This window comes from Parahaemophilus parainfluenzae (assembly GCF_001055095.1).
GTDB lineage: Bacteria > Pseudomonadota > Gammaproteobacteria > Enterobacterales > Pasteurellaceae > Haemophilus_D > Haemophilus_D parainfluenzae_Z.
Window position 1 is genome coordinate 96490 of record NZ_JVHG01000015.1, and the last position, 26002, is coordinate 122491.

General features: G+C 40.0%; 27 protein-coding genes. 14 read left to right on the forward strand and 13 right to left on the reverse strand.

Translation table 11 applies throughout. From position 1 onward, the window contains the following. The 3 genes from lepB to grcA form a co-directional block, all read right to left on the reverse strand. Positions 1–1050 carry a signal peptidase I gene (lepB, locus tag ADA56_RS04345; RefSeq protein WP_049369487.1) on the reverse strand — a complete coding sequence of 350 codons (1050 nt, stop codon included), beginning with the start codon at positions 1048–1050 and terminating at the stop codon, positions 1–3. A gap of 12 nt (positions 1051–1062) precedes the next feature. After that, a complete protein-coding gene (lepA, locus tag ADA56_RS04350) occupies positions 1063–2859 on the reverse strand; it encodes a translation elongation factor 4 (RefSeq protein ID WP_049362389.1) in 1797 nt (598 codons plus the stop codon). Between the two features lie 167 nt (positions 2860–3026). Beyond that, complete coding sequence (gene grcA / locus ADA56_RS04355) at positions 3027–3410, reverse strand: autonomous glycyl radical cofactor GrcA (RefSeq protein ID WP_005697846.1); 384 nt, start codon at positions 3408–3410, stop codon at positions 3027–3029. 250 nt (positions 3411–3660) lie between these two features. Between grcA and ung the strand changes: the two genes are divergently transcribed. Next, positions 3661–4335, forward strand: a complete 675-nt coding sequence (ung, locus tag ADA56_RS04360; protein WP_275042120.1) for a uracil-DNA glycosylase — start codon at positions 3661–3663, stop codon at positions 4333–4335. Here the strand turns inward: ung and tadA are convergent. The 6 genes from tadA to ampD all read right to left on the reverse strand — a co-directional run bounded on the left by tadA (position 4332) and on the right by ampD (position 8975). After that, positions 4332–4850, reverse strand: a complete 519-nt coding sequence (gene tadA / locus ADA56_RS04365) for a tRNA adenosine(34) deaminase TadA (protein ID WP_152671325.1) — start codon at positions 4848–4850, stop codon at positions 4332–4334. The genes ung and tadA overlap by 4 nt on opposite strands. Before the next feature lie 9 nt (positions 4851–4859). Further along, entirely contained in the window at positions 4860–5711 is an 852-nt protein-coding gene (locus tag ADA56_RS04370; protein ID WP_049364941.1) for a thymidylate synthase, read from the reverse strand. 10 nt (positions 5712–5721) lie between these two features. Further along, a complete protein-coding gene (gene lgt, locus ADA56_RS04375; protein WP_049369493.1) occupies positions 5722–6531 on the reverse strand; it encodes a prolipoprotein diacylglyceryl transferase in 810 nt (269 codons plus the stop codon). A gap of 8 nt (positions 6532–6539) precedes the next feature. Next, positions 6540–7334: a sulfite exporter TauE/SafE family protein gene (locus ADA56_RS04380; RefSeq protein WP_049369496.1), complete on the reverse strand. Its 795-nt coding sequence runs from the start codon at positions 7332–7334 to the stop codon at positions 6540–6542. After that, complete coding sequence (gene rppH, locus ADA56_RS04385) at positions 7334–7927, reverse strand: RNA pyrophosphohydrolase (protein WP_049369497.1); 594 nt, start codon at positions 7925–7927, stop codon at positions 7334–7336. Before rppH ends, ADA56_RS04380 begins: the two co-directional genes overlap by 1 nt. Positions 7928–8411: 484 nt before the next feature. Further along, positions 8412–8975, reverse strand: a complete 564-nt coding sequence (gene ampD, locus ADA56_RS04390) for a 1,6-anhydro-N-acetylmuramyl-L-alanine amidase AmpD (protein WP_049369498.1) — start codon at positions 8973–8975, stop codon at positions 8412–8414. A 142-nt stretch (positions 8976–9117) separates the two neighbouring features. On the opposite strand from ampD, the gene ADA56_RS04395 reads away from it, so the two are divergent. From ADA56_RS04395 to rhlB, 8 genes are all read left to right on the forward strand, one after another. Beyond that, positions 9118–9561, forward strand: coding sequence for a prepilin-type N-terminal cleavage/methylation domain-containing protein (locus tag ADA56_RS04395; RefSeq protein ID WP_049369499.1), 444 nt, complete (start codon positions 9118–9120; stop codon positions 9559–9561). Positions 9562–9567: 6 nt separating this feature from the next. Then, a complete protein-coding gene (locus ADA56_RS04400; RefSeq protein WP_049369500.1) occupies positions 9568–10947 on the forward strand; it encodes a GspE/PulE family protein in 1380 nt (459 codons plus the stop codon). A gap of 8 nt (positions 10948–10955) precedes the next feature. Continuing rightward, positions 10956–12179 (forward strand): type II secretion system F family protein, encoded by a 1224-nt coding sequence (locus ADA56_RS04405; protein ID WP_049369501.1) that lies wholly within the window; start codon positions 10956–10958, stop codon positions 12177–12179. Next, the gene (locus ADA56_RS04410) at positions 12176–12853 is read left to right on the forward strand and encodes a prepilin peptidase (protein ID WP_049369502.1); all 678 of its coding nucleotides are present in this window, start codon (positions 12176–12178) and stop codon (positions 12851–12853) included. Before ADA56_RS04405 ends, ADA56_RS04410 begins: the two co-directional genes overlap by 4 nt. Before the next feature lie 88 nt (positions 12854–12941). Next, a complete protein-coding gene (gene coaE / locus ADA56_RS04415) occupies positions 12942–13562 on the forward strand; it encodes a dephospho-CoA kinase (RefSeq protein ID WP_049369503.1) in 621 nt (206 codons plus the stop codon). Continuing rightward, entirely contained in the window at positions 13555–13761 is a 207-nt protein-coding gene (gene yacG / locus ADA56_RS04420) for a DNA gyrase inhibitor YacG (RefSeq protein WP_005695505.1), read from the forward strand. Before coaE ends, yacG begins: the two co-directional genes overlap by 8 nt. Beyond that, a complete protein-coding gene (locus ADA56_RS04425; protein WP_014064065.1) occupies positions 13758–14039 on the forward strand; it encodes a GNAT family N-acetyltransferase in 282 nt (93 codons plus the stop codon). Before yacG ends, ADA56_RS04425 begins: the two co-directional genes overlap by 4 nt. Before the next feature lie 90 nt (positions 14040–14129). Further along, on the forward strand, positions 14130–15389 hold the full coding sequence (gene rhlB, locus ADA56_RS04430) for an ATP-dependent RNA helicase RhlB (protein ID WP_049369584.1): 1260 nt from the start codon (positions 14130–14132) through the stop codon (positions 15387–15389). 41 nt (positions 15390–15430) lie between these two features. Here rhlB and mreD read toward each other — a convergent pair whose 3' ends face one another. The 4 genes from mreD to ADA56_RS04450 all read right to left on the reverse strand — a co-directional run bounded on the left by mreD (position 15431) and on the right by ADA56_RS04450 (position 20087). Then, entirely contained in the window at positions 15431–15919 is a 489-nt protein-coding gene (mreD, locus tag ADA56_RS04435; RefSeq protein ID WP_049364929.1) for a rod shape-determining protein MreD, read from the reverse strand. Continuing rightward, complete coding sequence (gene mreC, locus ADA56_RS04440; protein ID WP_049369504.1) at positions 15919–16983, reverse strand: rod shape-determining protein MreC; 1065 nt, start codon at positions 16981–16983, stop codon at positions 15919–15921. Before mreC ends, mreD begins: the two co-directional genes overlap by 1 nt. A gap of 86 nt (positions 16984–17069) precedes the next feature. Continuing rightward, a complete protein-coding gene (locus tag ADA56_RS04445; protein ID WP_014064069.1) occupies positions 17070–18125 on the reverse strand; it encodes a rod shape-determining protein in 1056 nt (351 codons plus the stop codon). Between the two features lie 171 nt (positions 18126–18296). Then, the gene (locus tag ADA56_RS04450; RefSeq protein ID WP_049369505.1) at positions 18297–20087 is read right to left on the reverse strand and encodes an ABC transporter ATP-binding protein/permease; all 1791 of its coding nucleotides are present in this window, start codon (positions 20085–20087) and stop codon (positions 18297–18299) included. A gap of 165 nt (positions 20088–20252) precedes the next feature. Here ADA56_RS04450 and ADA56_RS04455 point away from each other — a divergent pair, with 165 nt between their 5' ends. From ADA56_RS04455 to rodA, 5 genes are all read left to right on the forward strand, one after another. Then, positions 20253–21905 (forward strand): putative transporter, encoded by a 1653-nt coding sequence (locus ADA56_RS04455; protein ID WP_049369506.1) that lies wholly within the window; start codon positions 20253–20255, stop codon positions 21903–21905. A 153-nt stretch (positions 21906–22058) separates the two neighbouring features. Next, entirely contained in the window at positions 22059–22367 is a 309-nt protein-coding gene (gene rsfS, locus ADA56_RS04460) for a ribosome silencing factor (protein ID WP_049367137.1), read from the forward strand. Positions 22368–22406: 39 nt separating this feature from the next. After that, complete coding sequence (gene rlmH, locus ADA56_RS04465; RefSeq protein ID WP_005695494.1) at positions 22407–22874, forward strand: 23S rRNA (pseudouridine(1915)-N(3))-methyltransferase RlmH; 468 nt, start codon at positions 22407–22409, stop codon at positions 22872–22874. 15 nt (positions 22875–22889) lie between these two features. Next, on the forward strand, positions 22890–24866 hold the full coding sequence (gene mrdA / locus ADA56_RS04470; RefSeq protein WP_049369507.1) for a penicillin-binding protein 2: 1977 nt from the start codon (positions 22890–22892) through the stop codon (positions 24864–24866). Further along, positions 24866–25981: a rod shape-determining protein RodA gene (gene rodA / locus ADA56_RS04475; RefSeq protein ID WP_049364923.1), complete on the forward strand. Its 1116-nt coding sequence runs from the start codon at positions 24866–24868 to the stop codon at positions 25979–25981. The genes mrdA and rodA overlap by 1 nt, the downstream gene beginning before the upstream one ends. Positions 25982–26002: the final 21 nt, after the last annotated feature.

Genomic DNA, 26002 nt, shown 5'->3' on the forward strand with positions numbered 1-26002 from the left:
TTAATTAATTTTTGTAAAGAAACGGTCTAAACGGAAGCCTGTAGGCCACTCATTTGGTTCTTTTTCTAAACTCATCCAAATATAAGTGGCTTTACCCACGATATTTTTTTCTGGTACAAATCCCCAAAAACGGCTGTCATCACTATGATCACGGTTATCCCCCATCACAAAATATTGCCCTTCAGGCACAATCCATTCAGCAGTAGGTAAGCCTTCTTGTGGATAGAATTCAATCCCCGAATAACGGCGCATTGGCTCCACTAAAATACTGTGTGTCACGTCACCGATTTCCAAATATTCCACTTGCGTTGGGAATGCTGGATTTGTGGGTTCTTGTTTATATTCAAACGCTTTAGTTTGGCAATCTACTTCGCAAGGTTTGCCATCTTTGCCATAAACCAGTGTTAAAGCACTTTTTTCAACATCAAGGATAATGCGGTCACCGCCTTTCCCTATAATACGTTTAATGTAATCTACACCAGACATATTGTTTTTAGATGTTAACGCAAGATTTTCAGCATAAGCCGCTCGTGTTGCCCCTAAACTTGTACGAAGTAACGCTTGCTCCGGTGCTTTAAACACGATCACATCACCACGTTCTGGTTTATTACCTTCAATAATCGTATTTTGGAAAATAGGATCTTTAATGCCATAAGTATATTTGTTCACGACGAGGAAATCCCCTACGCGCAAGGTCGCTTCCATTGATCCAGATGGAATTTGAAATGGCTCAAAAATAAATGAACGCACAAGGAATACCACGGATAACACAGGGAAAAGCGAAGAAATAAATTCTGAGCCTTCTGAAATAGGCTCAATTTTCGCTTTTTCTTCATCCGTTAATGCTTTGCCTGAGCGTTGTTCTGCGCGTGCGATTTGACGACGACGTCTTGGCATCACGGCAAAGCGGTGATAACACCATAAAATGCCGGAAAGTGCGGTTAAAATCAGCAATAAAATACTGAATGTGTTAGGCAGTTGGAAATAATCTAACGCTTTCCAACCAGCAAAGCCTACGGCTAACAACAGAATAAAAAATACATTCGACATTGCTCTACTTTCCTATTTATCTTTACCAACATGTAAGATCGCTAAAAACGCTTCTTGCGGTACTTCCACGTTACCTAAAGATTTCATTCGTTTTTTACCTTCTTTCTGTTTCTGTAAGAGTTTTTTCTTACGGCTCACATCACCACCATAACATTTTGCTAATACGTTTTTACGCAATTGTTTTACCGTTGAACGCGCAATAATGTGGTTGCCAATCGCGGCTTGGATCGCAATATCAAATTGTTGACGTGGAATGAGTTCACGCATTTTTTCAACCAATTCTCGACCACGATAAGGTGCATTATCTTTATGAACGATTAACGCTAACGCATCGACACGATCACCGTTGATCATGATATCCACGCGTACCATGTCTGCTGCTTGGAAACGTTTGAAACCATAATCCAAAGACGCATAACCACGCGATGTTGATTTCAAGCGATCGAAGAAATCTAAGACTACTTCGCCCATTGGAATTTCATAGGTTAACGCAATTTGGTTACCGTGATATACCATATTGGTTTGTACACCACGTTTTTCCACACAAAGAGTGATGACATTTCCTAAGAATTCTTGTGGCACGAGCATATTACACTCTGCAATTGGCTCACGAATTTCCGCAATATTATTTAATGGTGGTAGTTTTGATGGACTATCCACATAAACCACTTCACCATTGGTCATTTCAACTTCATAAATTACAGTTGGTGCTGTGGTAATCAAATCAAGATCGTATTCACGTTCTAAACGCTCTTGAATAATCTCCATGTGTAAAAGCCCCAAGAAGCCACAACGGAAACCAAAACCTAAAGCCGTTGAGTTTTCTGGCTCATAGAACAACGATGCATCGTTTAAGCTTAATTTACCTAATGCATCACGGAAAGCCTCATAATCGTCAGAGCTAACTGGGAATAAACCAGCATAAACCTGCGGTTTTACTTTCTTAAAGCCTGGCAATACATGACTTGCCGGATTGTGTTGATGCGTTAAGGTATCCCCTACTGGTGCCCCTAAAATATCTTTAATCGCACAAACAACCCAACCTACTTCGCCGGTATTTAATACAGTCGTATCCACTTGTTTTGGCGTGAAAATCCCTAAACGGTCGACGTTGTAAGCTTGTCCTGTGGACATTACTTTGATTTTGTCACCTTTACGCAACACACCATTCTTAATACGAACTAATGACACCACGCCTAAATAGTTATCGAACCAAGAGTCAATAATCAAGGCTTGTAACGGTGCATCAGGATCACCTTCTGGCGCTGGAATTTTCGCAACAATTTCTTCTAATACATCTTCAATACCCACACCGGTTTTCGCCGAACAACGTACCGCTTCCATCGCATCAATACCAACGATATCTTCAATTTCTTCTGCAACACGTTCAGGATCCGCTGCGGGTAAGTCGATTTTATTTAAAATAGGCACGACTTCTAAATCCATTTCAATGGCGGTATAGCAGTTTGCCAAGGTTTGAGCTTCTACGCCCTGTCCTGCATCCACAACTAACAATGCCCCTTCACAAGCCGCAAGAGAACGCGACACTTCATAAGAGAAGTCCACGTGTCCTGGTGTATCGATAAAGTTTAATTGGTATGTTTCACCGTCTTTCGCTTGATAATTTAAGGTTACACTTTGCGCTTTAATGGTAATGCCACGCTCGCGCTCAAGATCCATGGAATCCAACACTTGCGCTTCCATTTCACGATCCGAAAGTCCACCACAGGTCTGAATTAATCGGTCAGAAAGGGTCGATTTACCGTGGTCAATATGGGCAATAATAGAAAAGTTGCGAATATTCTTCATAAATAGATTAGTTTTCTCAAAAATCATTAAATTTAACTGGCGGATTGTACCTGAAAAGCGCGGAAATCGCTAGGGATGAAAAGGAAAAGTGCGGTCAAATTTTCAAACCTTTTAGATAAAACAAAACCCCGAATTACTTCGGGGTTTCTTTTTTATTCAAACTGAAATTATAGGCTTTCAGTGAAAGTACGAGTAATAACGTCGCGTTGTTGTTCTGGTGTTAAAGAGTTGAAACGTACTGCGTAACCAGAAACACGGATAGTTAATTGTGGGTATTTATCCGGGTTGTTTACTGCATCTTCTAACGTTTCACGACGTAGTACGTTTACGTTTAAGTGTTGACCACCTTCAACTTTAACAGTTGGTGCTACGTTTACCGGTAATTCACGGTATTCGATTTGGCCTAATTCGCTTACTGCTACTACTTGGTCTTCTGCGAATTCAGCTTTTGCACATAAACAACGAGCTTCATTTTTTTCGCTGTCTAATAACCAGAATGAGTTTAAAAGATTGTCATTTGCTGCTTGAGTAATTTGAATACCTTTGATCATAAAGTGCCTCCTAATTTGGCGGTTGTATATTTATTAAACTGTGCAAATTTTATCAAACTATTTGAAGAATTCAATTAATTTTGACCTAAAACAGGTTCTTTTTTATGACTAATTTTTAAAAATTGATCTATATTAAAGTTTTAGTCGTAACAAGAACTCAACATGCCCATGTTTTTAACAAGATATTAACATTATTCTCAAATAAAGCCTTTCTCAGAAATTTCATTTATAATGTCTCCAAGCTTATCCAATAAGGAAATACAGAATGAAAACCTGGACAGATGTTATCGGTCAAGAGAAAGAAAAACCTTACTTTAAACACATTCTACAGCAAGTTCATCAAGAGCGACTAGCCGGAAAAACCATTTACCCACCGCAAGATGAAGTATTTAATGCCTTTAAATATACGGCATTTGATGAGGTGAAAGTCGTCATTTTAGGACAGGATCCCTACCATGGCCCAAATCAAGCACACGGTTTAGCTTTTTCGGTAAAACCCGAAGTCGCTATTCCGCCCTCTCTGCTGAATATGTATAAAGAATTGGCTAACGACATTCCTGGCTTTCAAATGCCAAATCATGGCTATTTGGTGAAATGGGCGGAGCAAGGTGTACTACTGCTTAACACCGTGCTCACTGTAGAGCGCGGCATGGCACATTCACACGCTAAATTTGGTTGGGAAGTTTTTACAGATCAAGTGATTGCAGCACTTAATGAACATCGTGAACAAGTCGTATTTTTACTTTGGGGAAGCCATGCACAGAAAAAAGGGCAATTTATTGATCGCAATTGTCATTATGTTTTAACTGCTCCTCACCCTTCTCCACTTTCGGCACATCGTGGTTTTCTAGGATGTCATCACTTTTCTAAAACGAACAAATACTTAAACCAAAATGGTTTAACTGAAATTGATTGGCAAGTTTAAGATTGCGATTCAACATCAAGCGGGAGATTTTTTTCCCGCTTCTCTTCCTTTTTCTGCTCTCGTCTCTTTTTGAAAAAATCACTCAATTTCTGACCACACTTTTCTGCAAGCACGCCAGACGTGATTTCTAACGTGTGATTCATTTTATAATCATCAAAGAAGTGAAAGCGAGAACCTACAGCCCCTGTTTTATAATCTGACGCACCGAAGACTAATCGTTTAATACGGCTATGCAAAATCGCACCTGCACACATGGTGCAAGGCTCAAGGGTGACATAGAGTGTGGTATTGAGCAGACGATAATTTTGAATATTTTGTGCTGCATTACGCAATGCGACAATTTCAGCGTGAGCGGTCGGATCATTTTCAATGATAGATAAATTCCAGCCTTCACCGAGAATATTACCTTCATCATCTACCAACACCGCCCCGACAGGAATCTCGCCAAATGCTTCTGCATGATCGGCAAGCATCAGGGCGTGTTGCATAAATTTCTCGTCTAAATCTGACCGCACTTTGAATGCCTAAACTGAGAAAGGATACTTGATCGGTTCGTGAGATTGATAGCCCACCACCTTGAAGTCATCCATCGTTACCCAAGTTTCAAGATCTTCAAGGGTTTTAATATCAGGATTAATTTCTAATTGTGGTGAAGGGAATGGTTCACGTTTTAATTGCACATCACGCATTAACTCAAGTTGGTCTTCATAAATATGCGCATTTACAATTTTATGATATGCCTTACCCGGTTTATTGCCAGTAATTTGCGCCATCAAAGCAAGGAAAGTAAAGACCTGAATTTGATTGAAGTTTAAGCCAAGTGGTACATCACAAGAGCGTTGGTAGCTCGTTAAGTGCAATGTATCGCCTACTAAAGAGAAAGTATGTGTATGCATGCAAGGACGCAAACAGCCTAGATCAAATTCGCCTGGATTGAAGAACGTCAGAATTTCACCGCGGTCATCAATCCCTCGGCTTAAATTATTCACAATTTTACGAAGTTGATCGATGGTTTCGCCATTCGGTTTACGCCATGCTCTGCCTTGTACGCCATAAACGCGGCCCATATCATCGGTGCCTTTACGATGTGGATTGGCAAGCCACGCTGCATTTTCATTGGCATTTGCATCCCACGTTTTGGTGCCAAGCTTACGGAAATCTGCCGCATTATCATAACCACGAATATAACCTAAAAACTCCGCAATCGCTGCTTTCCAATAGCTTTTACGTGTCGTAATTAAGGGGAATTGATTATTAGCAACATCATATTCTAAATCAGCATTAATCACAGTAAGGCAACGCTTGCCAGTACGCTCGTTAGCAACCCACTCACCTTCATTTACAATGCGTCGACAAAGATCTAAATATTGTTTCATAAAAAACTCCTTACTGATGAACCGCACTTTTAGAGCGATTGTATGCCCATGCGATAATTAATCCACCACCAATAATCATCGGTAAGGAAAGGGCTTGCCCACGTGTCATGATGCCTAAGAAAGACTCCACTTCCGGCTCACGAACATATTCAACGATAAAACGGAAAATCCCGTAACCAACCAGGAATAATCCTGCTACCGAACCTGCTGGGCGAGGCTTTTTAATAAAGACATTCAGAATAATAAACAGCACGAAACCTTCTAAGAATGCTTCATAAAGCTGTGAAGGATGGCGCGGTAATAAGAATGGATCATTTGGGAAAATCATGGCCCAAGGAACTTTAGTTTCTCGTCCCCAAAGTTCTAAATTGATAAAGTTACCAATTCGTCCCATCCCTAAACCAAATGGAATCAAAGGCGCCATAAAATCTGCTGTCTGCCAGAAGCTTCTTTTTTGAGAATAAGAGGTCCAAATCATTGAGATAATCACCCCAATTAATCCACCGTGAAATGACATTCCCCCTTCCCAAACACGGAATAAATACAGCGGATCTTGCATAAAATGATCAAAGTTATAGAAGAAAACATCCCCAATACGTCCCCCTAAAAACACTCCCATAAAAGCATTAAAAAGTAACGTATCCACTTGATCGATAGTCCAACCACTATTAGGTTGATTTGCACGACGAACCGCTAGCCAACGAGCAAAAATGAAACCTAATAGATACATTAAGCCATACCAACGCAGCCCTATATTGCTATTACCAAAAGTAAAAATAGTCGGATCAAAATGTGGAAGCATCAAAAATTCTGAATTCATAACATTCCTTATTTCATAAACATATCAACTGCGATTGCAATTAATAGCAAGGCGAAGCCTTTTTTCAAGGTTGATACAGGGAGTTTTGAGGTCGCTGTAGCCCCTAATTTAGAAGTGAAAAATGAGGTGGCTGTAATACCGAGCACTGCGGGTAAATAAATATACCCTAGAGAATAATCCGGCATGGAAGGGTTACCCCAACCGCTCACCATAAAGCTTAACATGCCAGATAAACCAAGAAGTGCCCCACAAAAAGCGGAAGAACCGATGGCTTTTTTCATATCAATCCCGCGGGAATTTAAAAATGGCACGATAAAACCACCACCACCTACGCCCGCTGCACTAGATGCCATCCCAATTAAAATCCCCCCAATAACAGAAGCTTGCGTTGTTAAAGGTTTGGTTTTCCCTGTGCTTTTCTTAATAGAAATTACCATTTTTGCCGCTAAATACACAACTAAACAGGCAAAGATTTTAGCTGATACATCACGATCAAGCTTGCCAATAAACAAACCAGAGATAAAGACCGAAATCATGACCATCGGTGCCAATACTTTAACTGCACTCCAAACTATATTGCCTAGTTTATGATGACGCTGTGCAGAAGAAAATCCAGTAATCACAATGGTCGCAAATGAAGTCCCTAATGCCGTGGACATCAACAAGGGTTCAGGCACGCCTACCATCGGCAATAAATAGACTAAAGTTGGGACGATAATTAACCCACCACCTATACCAAATAATCCGGCAAGAAAACCAACAACAGACCCAACAATCAAACAAAGCAGAATAAAAGTGAGCATTATTGTCCCCTTGATTTATAAGATGAACGTTTTTGATATTTAGAAAAACCATTTTTACGCAGCGCATGATAAGGTTTATTTGTCTCATGCTCTTGCGTATTTTCAAGCAATGTTTTTTCGTTGCCAAACATCACTTGAGCAAACTCTTTCATCGCTTTGCGATAAACATCTTTCTTAAAGGACACTACCTGACGTACGGGATACCAAAAACTCACCCAACGCCAACCATCAAATTCGGGTGATTTTGTTGTGTTCATATTAATATTTTTTTCATCACCCACTAATTGCAACAAAAACCAACGTTGTTTTTGCCCAATACACATGGGTTTGCTGTCATAACGCAGCAATCTTTTCGGCAGCTTATAACGCAACCAATGTTTAGAGGCATAAAGCACCTTCACATCTTTGGGTTGCAAGCCAACCTCTTCATATAATTCACGATACATGGCTTGTTCGGCACTTTCGTTATCGTTAATTCCACCTTGCGGGAATTGCCACGAATTCTGCCCGTATCGTTTAGCCCAAAGCACCTGCCCTTTGCGATTACAAATGACAATGCCTACATTTGGACGGTAGCCATCAAAATCGATCACTATCGTTCACCTTAAATTTTGTACAAAAATAATTTACAGATTGTTTCATAAATTCGCTTTTTTATCAACCGAATGGGCATATTTACCCTATTGTGGATAACTCTGTGGGTAACACTTGGATAATCTAAATTTAACTGTGTATAAAGATCAAAAATCGCTTTTCACACTTCACTTTTTTCATTTTTATATAACCTTTAATCAAAAATTTTCCAAAAAAAATGACCGCACTTTTTCTCATCAAAGTGCGGTCAAAAATTCAGCCATTTTTTAGTTTAAACATTCCTTGTTTGGTGAAGAAATAATAGCTGTGAGTTATTCAATATTTCTGTGGATAAAATTGTGATTGAGCAAATGGCGAGTGTTGCATAACTCTTCTCAGCATTTTAGCTTCAATTTTAGAGAGAAAATTTTCTCTTTAATTTCATTAAGATAAGGCTTATTCCCAGAAATTATCTTACTCACATTCAATCAAAAATTTTAGTGATTATTTTTTATCCAAGCCTTTTTTGACTAACGCTAAATAGCGTTCCCACTCAAAATATTGACCCGGATCGATCTTACGACCTGGCGAAATATCGCAATGACCAACGATACGATCGAGCGTTATTTTCGGATAAGCTTGCATGATATCTCGTGTTAATGCAGCAAGCACTTGGTATTGTGCCTCTGTAAAAGGCTGTTCATTACTGCCCTCTAGCTCAATACCAATCGCAAAATCATTACATTTATCGCGTCCTTCAAAGCAAGAAAGTCCCGCATGCCATGCTCTATCATCGAAACTCACATATTGCGTCACCTTGCCATCCCGTTCAATTAAACAATGGGCTGACACACGAAATTGATAAATCTCTTCAAAATAAGGATGAATAGTGGGATCGAGTTTTCCTTGGAAAAAATCATCTACATATCCCCCACCAAATTGTTCTGGCGGCAAACTGATGTAATGAATGACGAGTAATGAAATATCCTCTACATCAGGGCGAGCATCAAAATGTGGTGAAATTACTTTTCTTGTCTGGCTTAACCAGCCATTTTTTATCTTATTCATCTGTTTTTCTACGATTAAATTTCATTTTTGCGATCTTGATCGCAAAAGAAGTGCGGTCAGTTTTACTTTCATTTTTCCCTTTTAGACAATGTTGCCGCCAATTCTGGCATTTTTTTATTCAACCAAAAGGAAATTTAATTTAATGAAACTGACTTTTTCTAAACCTTTACATAAAGGTTTTACGTTAATTGAATTGATGATCGTAATTGCGATTATTGCTATTCTCGCAACGATCGCCATTCCGTCTTATCAAAATTATACCAAAAAAGCGGCTATCTCCGAATTGTTACAAGCTTCTGCACCTTATAAATCTGATGTGGAACTATGTATCTATAGCACCAATGCCCCGACAAACTGTTCAGGTGGTTCAAATGGCATTGCAGCAGACATCACTACTGCAAAAGGCTATGTCAAATCCATCACCACGAAATCGGGGGTGATTACGGTGACAGGAAATGGTGCATTAGATGGGATCAGTTATTCTTTAACGGCGACAGGTTCAACCTCATCAGGTGTCACCTGGACAACCGCTTGCCCAAGCAATGCAGATTTATTCCCTGCAGGTTTCTGCTCTTCAGCTAAATAGCGAAACATGGCTTATCAAGCAATCGCAAAAAATGGCGAGATTTACCAAATCTCGCCACAATATTGGCAACAAAACCAACAGCAACAAGCATTGCTGTTACGTTACTTTGCACTCCCTCTTAAAGAAGACGAGCACCATTTATGGCTTGCAGTGGATTCACTCAATAATCTTGCAGCTTGTGAAACCTTTGCTTTTTTAAGCGGTAAATTAGTTGAACCGATTTTATTTGAAACGCCCCAACTCAAACAACTTTTACAATCCCTTGCACCTAAAGCCAATCAAATCGAAGAACAAACGACGTTTTACCATCATTCTGAAGATGAAAACACAGCTAATTTATCTCATGAAGATGAACCCGTTATTCAATTATTAAATGGTATTTTTGAAACCGCCCTACAAAAAAATGCCTCCGATATTCATTTAGAAACTCAGCCAAATGGGCTCTTAACTCGTTTACGTATTGATGGCGTACTCCAACCACAGCCGATTATCAGTAAATCACTCGCCAATCGTGTAATTTCTCGTTTAAAACTCTTAGCCAAACTGGATATCAGTGAAACTCGGCTACCACAAGATGGCCGCTTTCAATTCAAAACGACATTCTCCGATATTTTAGATTTCCGCCTTTCTACCTTGCCCACGCATTGGGGAGAAAAAGCGGTATTACGGTTACAACAAAATAAACCTGTCCAACTAAGTTTTGCTGAGTTGGGTATGACACAAAAGCAACAAAGTCAATTTCAACATGCACTCAGCCAACCGCAAGGTTTAATTCTTGTGACTGGACCAACGGGAAGCGGAAAAAGTATCTCACTTTATACCGCACTTCAATGGCTCAACACACCAGATAAACATATTATGACGGCAGAGGATCCCGTTGAAATTGAATTGGAAGGTATTATTCAAACTCAAGTAAATCCACAAATCGGTTTAGATTTTAGCCGATTACTTCGTACATTTTTACGACAAGATCCCGACATTATTATGCTTGGTGAAATTCGAGATGAAGAAAGTGCATTAATGGCATTAAGAGCAGCTCAAACCGGTCATTTAGTGCTTTCTACCTTACATACCAACGATGCCATCTCAGCGATTTCGCGCTTACAGCAATTAGGCATTCAATCTCATGAAATTGAAAATAGTCTCTTATTAGTTATCGCACAGAGATTGGTGCGTAAACGTTGTTTAAAGTGCGGTCAACATTTTAGTGATTCTTGCGATTGCCATCAGGGGTATCAAGGGCGTATTGGGGTGTATCAATTTTTACAATGTGAAAATAACTGTTACCAAACTGATTTCGATTCACTTTATCAAAGCGCATTAAAAAAAGTAAAAGATAACATCACCGATCTCGATGAAATTCAACGTGTGTTAGGTAAAAAATAGGAGTCTCTATGGCAAAGCAAAAACTCTTTTATTTCCAAGCCCATGATCAGCGACAACAATGGCAAAAAGGCAACCTTGTTGCTCAATCTAAACAAGCCGCACAATTTCTGTTAATTGCAAAAGGTTTTAGTCACATTCGCTTGCAACAAGATTGGCAACTTAATCAGAAACCGAAAAATGCAGAAATCAGTGCTTTATTGAATCAACTGGCTACATTGCTCAGTTCTGCCATTCCATTAAAAAATGCATTACATATTTTGCAAGACAACTGCACACAATTGGGTTTGCATCAGTGGCTTAGCACCTTAATTGAGTTAATTGAAAGTGGTCTTCCGTTTTCACAAAGCTTGGAAATACAAGGAAAGTATTTAAACTTTCAAGAGATTCAACTTATTCAAGTGGGAGAAATGACCGGAAAACTGGCAGAGGTATGCACTAAAATTGCAGAACGTCGAACGCAATCATTAACGCTTCAACGCAAATTGCAAAAAATTATGCTTTATCCCGCCATGGTATTAGGTATTTCGCTTTCACTTACGTTGATTTTATTACTCTTTGTTGTACCACAATTTGCTGAAATGTATGGCGAAAATTCCGCTGAATTGCCTACATTGACTGCCGTATTATTAGCTATGTCTCAATTCCTACAACATCATTTTGTTGCGTTAATGATTACCTGCACTTTCGCGATTTTTATGTTGAAGATGGCATTAAAACATTCCCTTTGGCTAAATCAAAAAAAGAATGCCCTAATTAGTCGCATGCCAATTTGGGGCAATATCATTTGCCTTTCTCGCCTAATCAGTTTTAGTCATAACCTGCAATTAATGCTTCAATCCGGTGTGGCATTGACGCCAGCGTTAAATAGCTTCCTCCCCAAACAACAAACCTGGCAAACACAACGTACATTAAAAGGCGATATCCTGCTACAACAAGAAGTACGGTCAATTTTACAGTGGGTTTCTCAAGGTTATCCATTTTCAGAAAGTGTCAGTAGTCATCTTTTCCCAATGGAAGCACAACAAATGCTACAGATTGGAGAGAAAAGTGGAAAACTTGCATTGATGTTGCATCATATTGCTGATAACTATCAAGAAAAACTTAATCATCAAATTGATTTACTTTCCCAACTTTTAGAGCCTTTAATGATGCTCATCATTGGTAGTTTAATTGGTATCATAATGATGGGCATGTATCTGCCGATTTTTAATATGGGATCCGTAATCCAATGATGATATTAGCCTTTTTCTTATTGGGTGGTTTAGCGGGTATCTTTGTTTGGCTTTATATTGATCGTTTTATCCCCAATCTCCAACAAGAGATTTATCAGAACTATATCGAACTTTATCCTGAAAACAGTCCTATTTTCCAAACTGAAAAAGCCATAATTCAATCTCAAAAGTGCGGTCACATTTTTCTTTATTTTTTAGGGTTTGGACTCTGTTTTGCTGTACTCTGTTATTTTCTTCAAGATGAATTATTTACTTTATGGCTCGCGATTACGCTTAGTCTACTTTTTGTCATTAGTTGGCTAGACTGGCATTATCAACTAATTTCACCGACACCTTGCCTACTTTTATTTTTCCTGGGTTTATTCGGCGCACATCAAGAATGTTCAATTCTGACGCTTTCTCAAAGTTTAGAAAGTGCGGTTAGTTTTTTCGGTGTTTTTTATATTATCTATCATTTGTCTAAATGGTTTTATAAGAAGGAAGCGTTAGGCCGTGGCGATTATTGGCTCGCTTTAGGAATTGGCACTTATCTCACTATCGCGCACTTACCACTTTTCTTATTCATTGCCAGTCTATTAGGCATCATAGGTTATTGGATTTCTCGTCAACCTGTTTTACCTTTTGCGCCCTTTCTTTGCTTATCGTTAATCATCACCAGTGCAATCAACCTATAAATGTAATATATTGGCAACATTGAAAAATATTATGTTTAAGAAGTGGATGTAAAACATCCTCCTCTTAAATCAAGTAGCAAGGAATATCATGACTTATATTGTAGGCCTTACTGGTGGTATCGGTAGTGGAAAAAGCACGATTGCAAATCTCTTTGTTGAACTTGGTGTACCCATTGTTGATGCGGATATAGTGGCAAGAGAAGTGGTTGAAAAAGGCTCACCGCTGCTTGCTCAAATTGCTGAGCACTTTGGAAAATCAATTCTGACTGAAGTGGGCGAATTAAATCGAGCTGAACTACGAAAAAAAGTATTTGCAGACGAAAATGAAAAAAACTGGCTCAATCATTTATTGCATCCTGCTATTCGCGAAAGAATGTTAGCGCAGTTAAATGCTCAGACCGCTCCCTATACTTTGTTTGTCGTTCCACTGCTTATTGAAAACAAGCTCACCACGCTTTGCGATCGCGTACTTGTTATTGATGTTAAACCTGAAACTCAACTCGCTCGTGCATCATCGAGAGATCATAATAATATTCAGCAAATTCAAGCTATTATGAATGCACAAGTCAGCCGAGAAGAAAGATTAAAATGGGCGGATGATATCATTTCAAATGATGCAAAATTGCCAGAAAACTTACCGCACTTAAAACAAAAAGTGCTAGAATTGCACCAATTTTATTTAAGTGAATCGAGAAAGAAAAATGTCTGATGAAATTTTTGAAGTCCCCTGCCCAACATGTCAAAAGCCAGTGCCTTGGACACAGGAAAGTCAATTTCGCCCTTTTTGCAGCAAACGTTGCCAACTCATTGATTTAGGCGAATGGGCTGCAGAAGAAAAAGCCATTCCAAGTGATACTGCTGATTTTGCCATGGATCCCAATCTCAGTGATGAATGGAGTATCAAATGAGTCTTCAGCATCAAGATAATGGTAAACAGGGTGAGTTTTTCTTACTCGATGAGCAAGGAAAGAAAATCGCTAAACTCACCTATTTTTATGAAACACCCGATACCATTAATGCTAATCACACGTTTGTTGATGAGTCTCTTCGAGGACAAGGTGTGGCAGACAAACTCTATCAAGCCTTAATTCATTTTATCCAGGCTAAAAAGCTGACATTGCACCCAACTTGTAGCTATATTGCAAGAAAATGGGAACGAACCCAATCTGCACAATCTAAAGCTTAAGCCTATTAATAAGCGTGTCATTTTTAAGGATATTTTTCCGACTTCGTGCTATCCTTAGCCCCATTTATTTCTGAGAACCTGTTATTTATTATGCAAGAAAATTATTTAAGTCAGCAGCGATTTGCTGATCTTCCATTACATCCTATCGTGAAAAAAGCTCTACAAGACAAGGGATTTGAATATTGCACCCCTATTCAAGCGTTATCATTACCTATTACCTTACAAGGAAAAGATGTTGCAGGCCAAGCACAAACCGGCACAGGTAAAACAATGGCATTTTTAACGGCAACCTTTCATCATTTATTAACGCATCAACCTGATTTTGCTACCGATCAACCTCGCGCATTAATTCTTGCACCAACCCGTGAACTAGCAGTACAAATTAATCATGATGCAGAATTATTAGCAAAAACAAGTGGATTACGAACCGCACTTGCTTATGGTGGGGATGGCTATGATAAACAGCTCAAAGCGATTGAAGTCGGTGTGGATATTTTAATTGGTACCACTGGTCGTGTGATTGACTACGTGAAACAAGGGATTATCCGTTTAGATGATATCCAAGTCGTAGTATTGGACGAAGCGGATCGTATGTTTGATTTAGGTTTCATTCGTGATATTCGTTATTTATTGCGTAAATGTCCTTCTCCGCAAGAACGTCTCACCATGCTCTTTTCTGCAACGCTCTCTTACAAAGTGCGCGAACTTGCCTTTGAAGATATGAATTCCCCTGAATATATCGAAATTGAACCAGAACAAAAAACGGGACATCGAATTAAAGAGGAACTCTTCTATCCATCAAATGAAGATAAAATCGCCCTCTTACTGACGTTAATGGAAGAAGAATGGCCTGAGCGCTGTATTGTCTTTGCAAATACTAAACATAAATGTGAAGAAATTTGGGGCTATTTAGCCGCAGATGGTCATCGAGTAGGATTACTCACGGGTGATGTAGCACAGAAAAAACGTCTTTCATTGCTCAAACAATTTACTGATGGGGAACTCGATATTCTCGTCGCAACCGATGTTGCCGCACGTGGGTTACATATTTCAGATGTGACACACGTCTTTAACTTTGATTTACCTGATGATCGAGAAGATTACGTTCACCGTATTGGCCGTACTGGTCGAGCGGGTGAAAGTGGTGTATCTATCAGCTTTGCTTGTGAAGAATATGCGATGAATTTACTGGCAATTGAAGAATACATCGGGCATTCTATTCCCGTCAGTCAATATGACCCGAATTCATTGATTACTGATATTCCAAAACCTTATCGTTTAAAACGCAACCCTACGCCTCAAACGAGAAATACTACGACAAGAAAAACAAACTATCGTCGTAAAAACTAAAAAGAAAAGCTGATGAATATCTTCATCAGCTTTTTTTATGATTAATGCAATCCAACTCGTCGACGTGCTGTGCGCATCAATAAGAATACCCACGGCCATAATACGCCTGATGCAATGGCACCAAAGATTTCCTGCCAGTTAAAGAATGCTCCGTGTAACGAGAATTCAACCAAGAAAATAGCCACTCGAATGGCAAAAACGAAAAGAAGGACCAATAAACTTTGAAACCAAAGGGAAAGATTGCGCAACATTAAGTAATATTTGGAAACAAAATAGAAGGCGACAGAAAGCACTAATGCATGAACGCCTAGAATAGAGCCTAGCACAATATCCCATAAAACCCCGAGTAAAAACGCCCAACCAATGCTTACTCTATCAGGTAAAGCAAGGGTCCAGTAAAGCAAGACTAAAATCAACCAAGAAGGCTTAAAGGCTTGAAAGCCTGCTGGCCATGGTGCTAACTCCATCACTAGTGCTACAACAAAGAAGCATAAAATGGTCGCCCATTGAAAAATAAAACGCCCTTGCATTAGTCTTCATCCCTATGTTCTTGTTGTTCTGGAGAAACCGGCTCCTCTTGTTGAGGCATTGTGGTTGGAATTTCAGGATCCACGATTTCTTTTCCTGTATGCGGTTGAGTGCTATCCGCTTGGTCATCTGTAATTTTGGTTTTACTCACTGAATGTGTCGCTTCATGGGCTTGGCTTTCTAAACGTTGCTGTACTAAACGACGCACTTCTTCTGGCGACATGGATTTCACTTTCGACATATCAAGATTGCTCGGCCAGAGTAAAAGTAAATAACGTAAACGATCTAATTCAGCTAAAGGTTTTGCTTTCACTGTTGCAAAATAATTAGAACCATCGCGAGACACACTTTGTACGACTGCCACCGGATAGCCTTCTACAAAGCGACCGCCTAAACCGGAAGTCACCAATAAATCGCCTTTTTCAATATCCACGGAACGAGGCACATTATCTAAAGTAAGTTCATCAGAGTGTCCTGTACCACTCGCGATCACGCGTACATCATTACGTAAAACTTGCACTGGTATAGAATGGGTTACATCCGTTAAAAGCAAGACTCGGCTGGTGTTCTCGCCGACAGATATAATCTGTCCAATCATCCCTTTTTCATCAATCACAGGCTGACCAACATACGCACCATCTCGTTCGCCTTGATTGATCACCACTTGCTGACGATAGACATCAGTTTCAGCAGTAAGCACTTCTGCAATCTTTTTATATTCATCGGTGCGTAAAGGTGAATTAAGCAGTAAACGAAGACGTTGGTTTTCTACTTTGAGTTGATCCAATAATAAAAGATCAGCATTTTTCTCACGCAATTGCTCACGCAATACTTTATTTTCAATGAGTAGCTTATTGGTATCAACCAAGTTGCTTGATACACCATCTAGAACTGTTCTTGGCCCATTCGCAAGGTAATACAAGCCTCCAACAGCAGTTTCCATGACACTACGCGCCTTTGTCATTGATGAGGTTTGTCCATCAACTAAAATGAGTGTCATCGAAGCAATCACCGCTAATGCGAGTCGGATACCTAATGGTGGTGCTTTACCAAAAATGGGTTTCATTCACTGTCCTAGGGTTAAAAGGAAAAGTGCGGTCAAAAAATCAGACGAATTAAAAACGCCGATTTTTCTGACCGCACTTTTAGAGATTAAATTTCGTCGCTAAAAATATCGCCGCCGTGCATATCAATCATTTCGATTGCTTCACCGCCGCCACGAGCTACGCAAGTTAATGGTTCTTCTGCGATGATTGCCGGCACACCACATTCTTTTGATAACAACACATCAATGTTGCGTAATAAGGCACCACCACCCGTTAACACCATACCGCGTTCAAAAATATCTGCTGCGTGTTCTGGTTGGCATTCTTCAAGCGCTGTGCGTACTGCTGCAACAATACCATTTAATGGTTGTTGAAGAGCTTCTTGTACATCACGAGAGGTTAATTTGAATGAGCGAGGCGCACCTTCAGCAAGGTTATGACCGTGCACTTCCATTTCTAAAATTTCATCACCTTCTTGAATATAAGCTGAACCAATTTCGTGCTTGATACGCTCTGCAGTTGGTTCACCAATCACAGAACCAAAAGTACGACGAACATAAGAAATGATTGCTTCATCAAAACGGTCACCACCAATACGTACAGAAGATGAATACACGATACCGTTTAAAGAAATCACTGCCACTTCAGTGGTACCACCACCGATATCAATGACCATTGAACCGATCGCTGTAGAAACCGGTAAGTTTGCACCGATTGCTGCCGCCATTGGCTCTTCAATTAAATAGACTTCACGCGCACCTGCACCTAATGCTGATTCTTTAATTGCACGACGTTCAACTTGAGTCGCACCTGCCGGTACACAAACGAGCACGCGCGGGCTAGGACGCATGAAGTTACCACTATGTACTTGTTTAATAAAATATTGCAACATTTTTTCAGTCACAGAGAAATCGGCAATTACACCATCTTTCATCGGACGAATTGCAACAATGCTTTTTGGTGTACGACCAAGCATTTGTTTTGCTTCTTTACCTACAGCCGCAATGCTTTTGTATGCGCCCATACGATCTTGACGAATTGCCACTACTGAAGGCTCATCCAGTACGATACCTTGGCCTTTCACATAAATTAATGTATTTGCTGTACCTAGATCGATAGAAAGATCGTTTGAAAATAAACCACGAATTTTTTTGAATAACATAAGAATTCCGTCATTAGTTTGGTGAAAAATCACTCATTTCTGAGCATAGAAAAAAATTGTGCTAAATGTACCAAAAAATCGAGCTTGATAACAGGATTTTTTGCCTTGATCCTCTACACTTACCTCGCTATTTTTTCTAACAAGGTAAGTGCGGTCAATTTTAGTGGTATTTTATACCTGATTTTGATCAGTGAATTGCCACTTACCGTTACCTAAAATCATCAATTGTTGCTGATGGAAAGCCTGCAAGGTTGAACGATGCCCTACGCTAATAACCGTTGTATGAGATAAGCGTTCTTTTAATAGACGATACATCGTATCTTCTAAACCTTCATCCATACTCGCCGTGGCTTCGTCCAGAAAGGCGACTTTCGGCTTATGTAATAGCAAACGAGCAAAAGCCAAACGCTGTTGCTCACCTAGCGAAAGAATACGTGTCCAATCTTGTTCTTGATCTAAACGATCTTGTAAATGCCCTAAAGACACTTGTTTTAATACCTCAATCATCTCATCACGATTAAAGGCCTTTTCTTCATTCGGATAAGCCAGCGCAGTCAATAAGCTGCCTTGTGGTAAATAAGGCTTTTGCGATAAGAAAAGCTGATGAGTTGGACAATACACATCCCCTTCAGAATAAGCCCAAAGTCCTGCCACAGTTCTCAATAACGTGGTTTTACCCACGCCTGAATGACCTTGAATTAATAGGGTTGAACCTTGTGGAAGTGTTAAATTTAAATTCTCAATTAAGGTTTTTCCAAATGGATTACTGATGGTTAAATTCTTAAAGATCACGTCAGTTTCATGTTCGTGTAAATGCGAAGTAGATTGACGGTTTGCCATATCAATCGCATAACTAAAGCCCGTTAAACGATCTAATGTGGCTTTGTATCCAGCAAAACCATCGTAAGAATTACGGAAAAACGAAAGATTTGAATGCAACTTACCAAATACTTGTAGCGTTTGCATCAGATCGCCGAGTTTAATTTGCTTCTCGAAATAACGCCCCACTTGAATTAACAAAGGGAACACCACGGAAACTTGGCTGACCACTAAGTTAAAACCAGAGAATTTTAAGGTTCGATAAACAATATCCCACATGTTATTGATCACTGCGCCAAATTGTTTATAAAGTTGGCTACTCTCAACTTTCTCACCCGCATAAAATGCCACACTTTCCGCATATTCTTTGATGCGAATTAAAGAATAACGATAGTTAGCGTTTAAGCGTTCGTTGACGAAATTCAGCATAATTAACGGACGCCCTAAACGGAATGCAATCGCGGTAGTGATAATCACATAAGCAAATACCAAGAACACCATCATGCGTGGAATTTCAGTACCCAATACCATCATTGGTCCCGCTAATCCCCACAATAAGATCGTATAAGAAATCATAGAGGTGACGGCATCAATCACCCCAGTACTTAAAGAGAGCGTAGTTCGCACATAGGATTGCACATCTTGTTGAATACGTTGATCGGGGTTATCTAAGTTAGCGGAAACATACTGCGTTTTATAGTACGCGCGATTATTCATCCATTTATCCACTAGCTGACCATTCAACCATTCGATCCAATCAATAGAAAAACGTTGCTCTAAATAATAACTCAGCAATGCGGCAATGACTGAGCTTGTCGCAATCACACAAAACAGCACCATTTGATCCCAAAACACAGGTTCATTAAATTCCTGCAAGGATGTGTACATATTGTTATACCACTCAGAATGCACCAAGCTAATACGCACACTGACTAATGTCATCGCCACAATTAATAAGAAAAATAGCAAAGGTTTAATACTTCGACGTGGTGAAAGATACCCGCCCGCAAATTGCCAAAATTGTTTACCCCAGTGGGTAAAACGGACTAATAAGAAAATACCAAAGCTAAACACAACAGCCGTCATCGCTAATGTTTTTACTATCCATAAAAGCGAATTAATGGCCTCTTGAGCGTAATCCATAATCAACCTATAAAATCAAAAAAGTGCGGTCATTTTAGGCGGTGTTTATTTTTAAGCAAGAAAAAATGTGATGGAGATAACATTTTTTGACTTTGTCACAAGCGGGTAAGAAATCAAGTTGATATAATCCAAAATAGTTAAATTTTTAATAAATTAGAGGTCGGTATGAGTGAAACTGCGATTACCATTAGTTTGCTTGCCCTCGTTGCCGTGATTGGCCTATGGATCGGGCATTTTAAAATTAAAGGTGTAGGTCTGGGTATTGGGGGCGTGCTATTTGGGGGTATTTTCGTCGCCCATTTTACCACCCAATATGGCATTAAATTAGATAGCCATACATTACATTTCGTGCAAGAGTTCGGCTTAATTCTGTTTGTTTATACGATTGGTATTCAAGTGGGGCCGGGCTTTTTTGCTTCCTTACGAAAATCAGGCTTAACCTTAAATGGGTTAGGCATTTTAATCGTTACACTTGGTGCAGTGGTGACAATTCTTATTTATAAGCTTGCGGATATTCCTCTTGATGTGGCGCTTGGTATTTACTCTGGAGCAGTTACCAATACCCCATCTCTCGGTGCGGGTCAGCAAATTCTTTCTGAATTAGGCATGTCGCAAACGACGTCTAACATGGGGATGGCCTATGCAATGGCTTATCCTTTTGGGATTTGTGGTATTTTGCTTTCTATGTGGCTTATTCGTCTTTTCTTTAAAGTTAAAGTGGATGAAGAAGCGGCAAATTTTGAAAAAGAAAGTGGTCACGATAAAGAAGCGCTCAAAAGCATGTCTTTGAAAGTCACCAATACTAATCTCAATGGCATCCATTTGATTGAGATTCCTGGTTTTGATGATGAAGATGTCGTATGCTCTCGCTTGAAACGAGGTGAGCTCGTCATTGTGCCTAAAGCGGATACAGATGTTCAACTTGGCGATATTTTACATTTGGTCGGTAATCCTGAAGGCTTGAAAAAAATGCACCTCATTATTGGGGAAGAAGTAGATATCCCTGTAGCAAGCTTGAGTGGCGAAATTCGTTCTGAACGCGTGGTCGTGACAAATGAAAAGGTTCTAGGAAAACAAATTCGTCATCTTGGCATTCATCAAAAATACGGTGTCGTCATTTCACGTTTAAATCGTGCGGGCGTGGAACTGGTACCAACTGCACATACCACCCTTCAATTTGGTGACGTATTACACATGGTGGGAAAAACTGACATTCTCAACCAAGCTATTTCAGTAATCGGGAATGCCAAACAGAAACTGCTACAAGTGCAAATGCTGCCGGTATTTATTGGGATTGGCTTAGGGGTATTACTCGGCTCCATTCCTTTCTATATTCCAGGCTTCCCTGTAGCATTAAAATTAGGGCTAGCAGGTGGACCATTAGTCGTCGCATTGATCTTGGCTCGAATTGGCTCTATCGGTAAACTCTATTGGTTTATGCCACCAAGTGCTAACTTAGCTTTACGCGAAATTGGTATTGTGCTCTTCCTTGCTGTAGTGGGTTTAAAATCTGGGGGTAGCTTTGTGGACACACTCACCAATGGTTCCGGTCTTGAATGGATGGGCTACGGTATTTTCATTACTCTTGTACCATTAATGATTGTAGGTATCATTGCACGTTTATATGTAAAATTAAATTATCTTTCACTTTGTGGCCTATTAGCAGGTTCGATGACGGATCCACCAGCGCTTGCTTTCGCCAATGAACTGAAAGAAGGAAGCGGTGCCGCTGCACTCTCCTATGCGACAGTCTATCCACTTACAATGTTCTTACGGATTATTTCACCGCAATTATTAGCCATTCTTTTATGGGTTTAATACCCTCTAAAACTTGGGGCAGAATAACTGCCCCAAGTTTTATTACTAAGCACCGTTACAACCATAAAACAATTCAAATAAAATCTGCTCCAAGCCTACCCCTTTCCCTCATTCAATGATAGAATTCATCGCTTTATTTAAATAGGAAAAGAAATGTCATTAGTTGAATTTGTAATTGATAAACTCGATGATTTAAAAGGCACCGAAATTGTGCATTTTGATGTAAAAGGCAAATCATCGATTACTGAAAATATGATTATTTGTACCGGTACATCTAGCCGCCAAGTCGCCGCTATGGCCGATAACCTTATCGCAGAATGTAAAAAAGCCGGTTATGAAACCTTTGGTGAAGAAGGTCGCAATACCGCAGATTGGATCGTGGTTGATCTCGGTCAAACCATCGTTCACATTATGCAGCGCGATGCACGTGAAATGTATCAATTAGAAAAACTTTGGGCATAAAGTGCGGTCAATTTTGACGGTGTTTTGAAAGGGAAAAGGATGAAAATTACATTAATTGCAGTGGGAACGAAAATGCCGGCTTGGGTTACCACCGGATTTGAAGAATACCAACGTCGTTTTCCTAAAGACATGCCTTTTGAACTCATTGAAATCCCTGCAGGCAAGCGTGGAAAAAATGCGGATATTAAACGCATCTTAGAGCAAGAAGGCAAAGCGATGCTCGCAGCTTGCGGAAAAGGCAAAGTAGTCACATTAGATATCCCAGGCAAACCTTGGACAACACCACAACTTGCTGAGCAATTAGAGGGTTGGAAAAATGATGGTCGTGATGTGTGCTTACTCATTGGCGGACCTGAAGGTTTATCCCCTGAATGCAAAGCGGCAGCAGAACAAAGTTGGTCACTGTCACCACTCACACTGCCCCATCCATTAGTGCGTGTTGTCGTGGCAGAAAGTTTATACCGTGCGTGGTCACTGACGACAAACCACCCCTATCACAGAGAATAACGTATTACATTACCGATGAATTTAAAAAAATTCTTTTCTGCACCAACCAATGAACCGATCCGCGATAAAAAAGCGGAACGGAACTTGTTTGCGCGTCGGACATTGGTGGCATTCATCGGTATTTTAGCCCTAAGTGGCGTGCTATTTGCCAATATTTACCATCTTCAGGTGGTGAATTACGACATGTACCAAACTCGCTCTAATGGTAACCGTATTAAATTGCTTCCGCTTCCTCCTACTCGCGGATTAATTTACGACCGTTACGGCGAATTACTGGCTGAAAACCTCACCTTTTTCGGTTTATATATCGTGCCGGAAAAAACGGAAAATTTAGACCACACTTTTGAGGAATTGCGCTATGTTGTGGGACTCACAGATGAAGACATTGAGCACTTCAAAAAAGAGCGTCGTCGTGGTACTCGCTATACGCCGATTTTACTCAAGCCTAGCCTAACGGAAGAACAAATTGCCCGTTTTGCGGTAAATCAGTATAAATATCCAAGCCTTGATGTACGTCCTTATTTCAAACGAAATTACCTATATGGCGAAGCCATGACTCATATTTTGGGTTATGTTGGACGCATTAATGACCGAGATGTTGAGCGCCTAAAAAAAGAAGAAAAATTTGCTAACTATTCCGGTTCTACAGACATGGGGAAACTGGGTATTGAACGTTATTACGAAGAACAACTCCATGGTACAACCGGTTTCGAAGAGGTTGAAATTAATAACCGTGGTAAAGTTATTCGTAAACTACGTGAACAACCCGCCACCGCGGGGAAAAGTATTCATCTGACTATCGATTTTACTCTTCAACGCTATATTATGTCGCTCCTTTCAGGTCAAAAAGGCGCTGTTGTCGTGCTTGATCCAAAAGATAATAGTGTATTAGCGATGGTTTCAACACCAAGCTACGATAATAATTTGTTCGTCGATGGCATTTCTTCTAGTGATTACAAACGTTTACTCGAAGACCCTACTCGACCACTTTACAGTCGTGCGACACAAGGTGTGTACCCGCCTGCCTCTACGGTAAAACCATTCGTTGCTGTTGCGGCATTAACTGAAGGGGTGATTACTCCTAATACCACAATTTTTGACCCAGGTTACTGGACATTACCAAACTCAACAAAGCGTTTCCGAGATTGGAAAAAAACAGGGCATGGTTATACGGATTTAAACAAAGCCATTACTGAATCATCGGATACCTTCTTCTATCAAACCGCCTTTAATTTAGGTATTGATCGTTTCTCCATGTGGATGAAACGTTTTGGGTTTGGTATGCCGACAGGTATTGAAATTCAAGAAGAAGCCACGGCCAATATGCCGAGTAAAGAATGGAAACAAAAACGTTATAAAAAACCGTGGGTGCAAGGCGATACAATCTCTGTAGGGATTGGTCAAGGTTATTGGACAGCAACACCATTACAAGTGGCAAAAGCAACCTCTATTGTGGTCAATAACGGTAAAATTCATACGCCACATTTAATGAAATCAGTTGAAGGTGCCACCATTGAGCCGTATCAAGACCCGCTTTTATATGAAGATATTACCGAACCGAAACAAGCTTATTGGGATGCGGCTAAGCGCGGCATGTTCAATGTGGTGAATTCAGGTGCAGGGACTGGACGAAAAGCCTTTATCGGCACGAATTACCACGTAGCAGGGAAATCGGGTACCGCACAGGTATTCAGCTTAAAGGAAAACCAAAAATATAATGCAGCGGGATTGAAAAAAGAATTACATGACCATGCTTGGTTTACGGCTTATGCGCCTTATGAAGATCCGAAATTAGTTGTGACGATTATTTTAGAAAACGCGGGTGGTGGTTCAAGTAATGCAGCACCAATTGCACGTCAAATTATGGATTTCTATTTGAATAAACGCTTGCCACAAATTGAACGTCAAGAAAATGCTGAAAAAGAGAAAAAGACGAACCAAACTGATTTAGATGCGCCAGCACTAGAATCTCAACCAAGTGAGAATGAATAATGGAAGAAAAAGTGCCTTTATGCTTGCGATTATGGCAACGCTTACATATTGATTTTTTATTATTTATTGGATTAGCCGCTATTACAGCTTATGGCATGCTTGTGCTTTATAGTGCATCAGGCGCCAGTGAAGTCATGTTCCAAAATCGTATTATTCAGGTCATATTAGGTTTTGCCGTGATGATGATTATGGCGCAACTTCCCCCTAAATTTTATCAGCGACTCGCCCCTTACTTATATTTGGTGGGTTTTATCATGCTGATTTTGGTTGATGCTATCGGTACAACCAGTAAAGGGGCACAACGTTGGTTAGATCTTGGATTTATTCGCTTTCAGCCTTCTGAAATTGTCAAACTCGCGGTACCATTAATGGTTGCGGTATATTTAGGTAACCGTCCGCTACCACCGAAAATGAGTGAAACCTTTATTGCTATCGCCATGATTATTGTGCCAACTTTACTTGTGGCTATTCAACCAGACTTAGGTACATCAATTCTGGTTAGTGCATCGGGCTTATTCGTGGTATTCTTAGCAGGGATGAGTTGGTGGCTTATTCTTGCTGCAGTAGTTGGATTAGCAGCATTTATTCCTATCATGTGGATGTATTTAATGCATGACTACCAACGCATGCGTGTATTAACCTTACTTGACCCCGAGAAAGATCCACTTGGGGCAGGTTACCATATTTTGCAATCCAAAATTGCTATCGGTTCAGGCGGTATATCTGGCAAAGGATGGATGCAAGGGACACAATCCCAATTAGAATTTTTGCCTGAACCACACACTGATTTTATTTTTGCCGTGATGAGTGAAGAACATGGAATGGTCGGTTTTCTTATTCTGATGGCAATTTATTTGTTTATTATTATCCGTGGCTTAATAATTGCGGTAAATGCAGAAACCTCTTTCGGGCGTATTCTTGCTGGTGCAACCACACTGATATTCTTCGTTTATGTCTTCGTGAATATTGGTATGGTGAGTGGCATTTTGCCTGTTGTAGGGGTGCCTTTACCACTCTTTAGCTACGGCGGTACCTCATATGTCGCCATCATGGCAAGCTTTGGTTTAGTGATGTCCATTCATACTCACAAACCTCGCTTTATGAAAGGGAACTAATTTCCCTTTTGGCTTTCTTAT

What these genes read in the sequence shown, in the direction of transcription:
- ampD (WP_049369498.1), bottom strand. Translation starts at nt 8,975, where the DNA reads ATGAATAAGATAAAAAATGGCTGGTTAAGCCAGACAAGAAAAGTAATT.
- ADA56_RS04425 (WP_014064065.1), top strand. Translation starts at nt 13,758, where the DNA reads ATGAGTCTTCAGCATCAAGATAATGGTAAACAGGGTGAGTTTTTCTTA.
- lgt (WP_049369493.1), bottom strand. Translation starts at nt 6,531, where the DNA reads ATGAATTCAGAATTTTTGATGCTTCCACATTTTGATCCGACTATTTTT.
- ADA56_RS04405 (WP_049369501.1), top strand. Translation starts at nt 10,956, where the DNA reads ATGGCAAAGCAAAAACTCTTTTATTTCCAAGCCCATGATCAGCGACAA.
- coaE (WP_049369503.1), top strand. Translation starts at nt 12,942, where the DNA reads ATGACTTATATTGTAGGCCTTACTGGTGGTATCGGTAGTGGAAAAAGC.
- ADA56_RS04380 (WP_049369496.1), bottom strand. Translation starts at nt 7,334, where the DNA reads ATGCTCACTTTTATTCTGCTTTGTTTGATTGTTGGGTCTGTTGTTGGT.
- mrdA (WP_049369507.1), top strand. Translation starts at nt 22,890, where the DNA reads ATGAATTTAAAAAAATTCTTTTCTGCACCAACCAATGAACCGATCCGC.
- rsfS (WP_049367137.1), top strand. Translation starts at nt 22,059, where the DNA reads ATGTCATTAGTTGAATTTGTAATTGATAAACTCGATGATTTAAAAGGC.
- grcA (WP_005697846.1), bottom strand. Translation starts at nt 3,410, where the DNA reads ATGATCAAAGGTATTCAAATTACTCAAGCAGCAAATGACAATCTTTTA.
- ADA56_RS04400 (WP_049369500.1), top strand. Translation starts at nt 9,568, where the DNA reads ATGGCTTATCAAGCAATCGCAAAAAATGGCGAGATTTACCAAATCTCG.
- ADA56_RS04445 (WP_014064069.1), bottom strand. Translation starts at nt 18,125, where the DNA reads ATGTTATTCAAAAAAATTCGTGGTTTATTTTCAAACGATCTTTCTATC.
- ADA56_RS04395 (WP_049369499.1), top strand. Translation starts at nt 9,118, where the DNA reads ATGAAACTGACTTTTTCTAAACCTTTACATAAAGGTTTTACGTTAATT.
- rhlB (WP_049369584.1), top strand. Translation starts at nt 14,130, where the DNA reads ATGCAAGAAAATTATTTAAGTCAGCAGCGATTTGCTGATCTTCCATTA.
- ADA56_RS04370 (WP_049364941.1), bottom strand. Translation starts at nt 5,711, where the DNA reads ATGAAACAATATTTAGATCTTTGTCGACGCATTGTAAATGAAGGTGAG.
- mreC (WP_049369504.1), bottom strand. Translation starts at nt 16,983, where the DNA reads ATGAAACCCATTTTTGGTAAAGCACCACCATTAGGTATCCGACTCGCA.
- ADA56_RS04455 (WP_049369506.1), top strand. Translation starts at nt 20,253, where the DNA reads ATGAGTGAAACTGCGATTACCATTAGTTTGCTTGCCCTCGTTGCCGTG.
- mreD (WP_049364929.1), bottom strand. Translation starts at nt 15,919, where the DNA reads ATGCAAGGGCGTTTTATTTTTCAATGGGCGACCATTTTATGCTTCTTT.
- rlmH (WP_005695494.1), top strand. Translation starts at nt 22,407, where the DNA reads ATGAAAATTACATTAATTGCAGTGGGAACGAAAATGCCGGCTTGGGTT.
- ADA56_RS04410 (WP_049369502.1), top strand. Translation starts at nt 12,176, where the DNA reads ATGATGATATTAGCCTTTTTCTTATTGGGTGGTTTAGCGGGTATCTTT.
- rodA (WP_049364923.1), top strand. Translation starts at nt 24,866, where the DNA reads ATGGAAGAAAAAGTGCCTTTATGCTTGCGATTATGGCAACGCTTACAT.
- yacG (WP_005695505.1), top strand. Translation starts at nt 13,555, where the DNA reads ATGTCTGATGAAATTTTTGAAGTCCCCTGCCCAACATGTCAAAAGCCA.
- lepB (WP_049369487.1), bottom strand. Translation starts at nt 1,050, where the DNA reads ATGTCGAATGTATTTTTTATTCTGTTGTTAGCCGTAGGCTTTGCTGGT.
- lepA (WP_049362389.1), bottom strand. Translation starts at nt 2,859, where the DNA reads ATGAAGAATATTCGCAACTTTTCTATTATTGCCCATATTGACCACGGT.
- ADA56_RS04450 (WP_049369505.1), bottom strand. Translation starts at nt 20,087, where the DNA reads ATGGATTACGCTCAAGAGGCCATTAATTCGCTTTTATGGATAGTAAAA.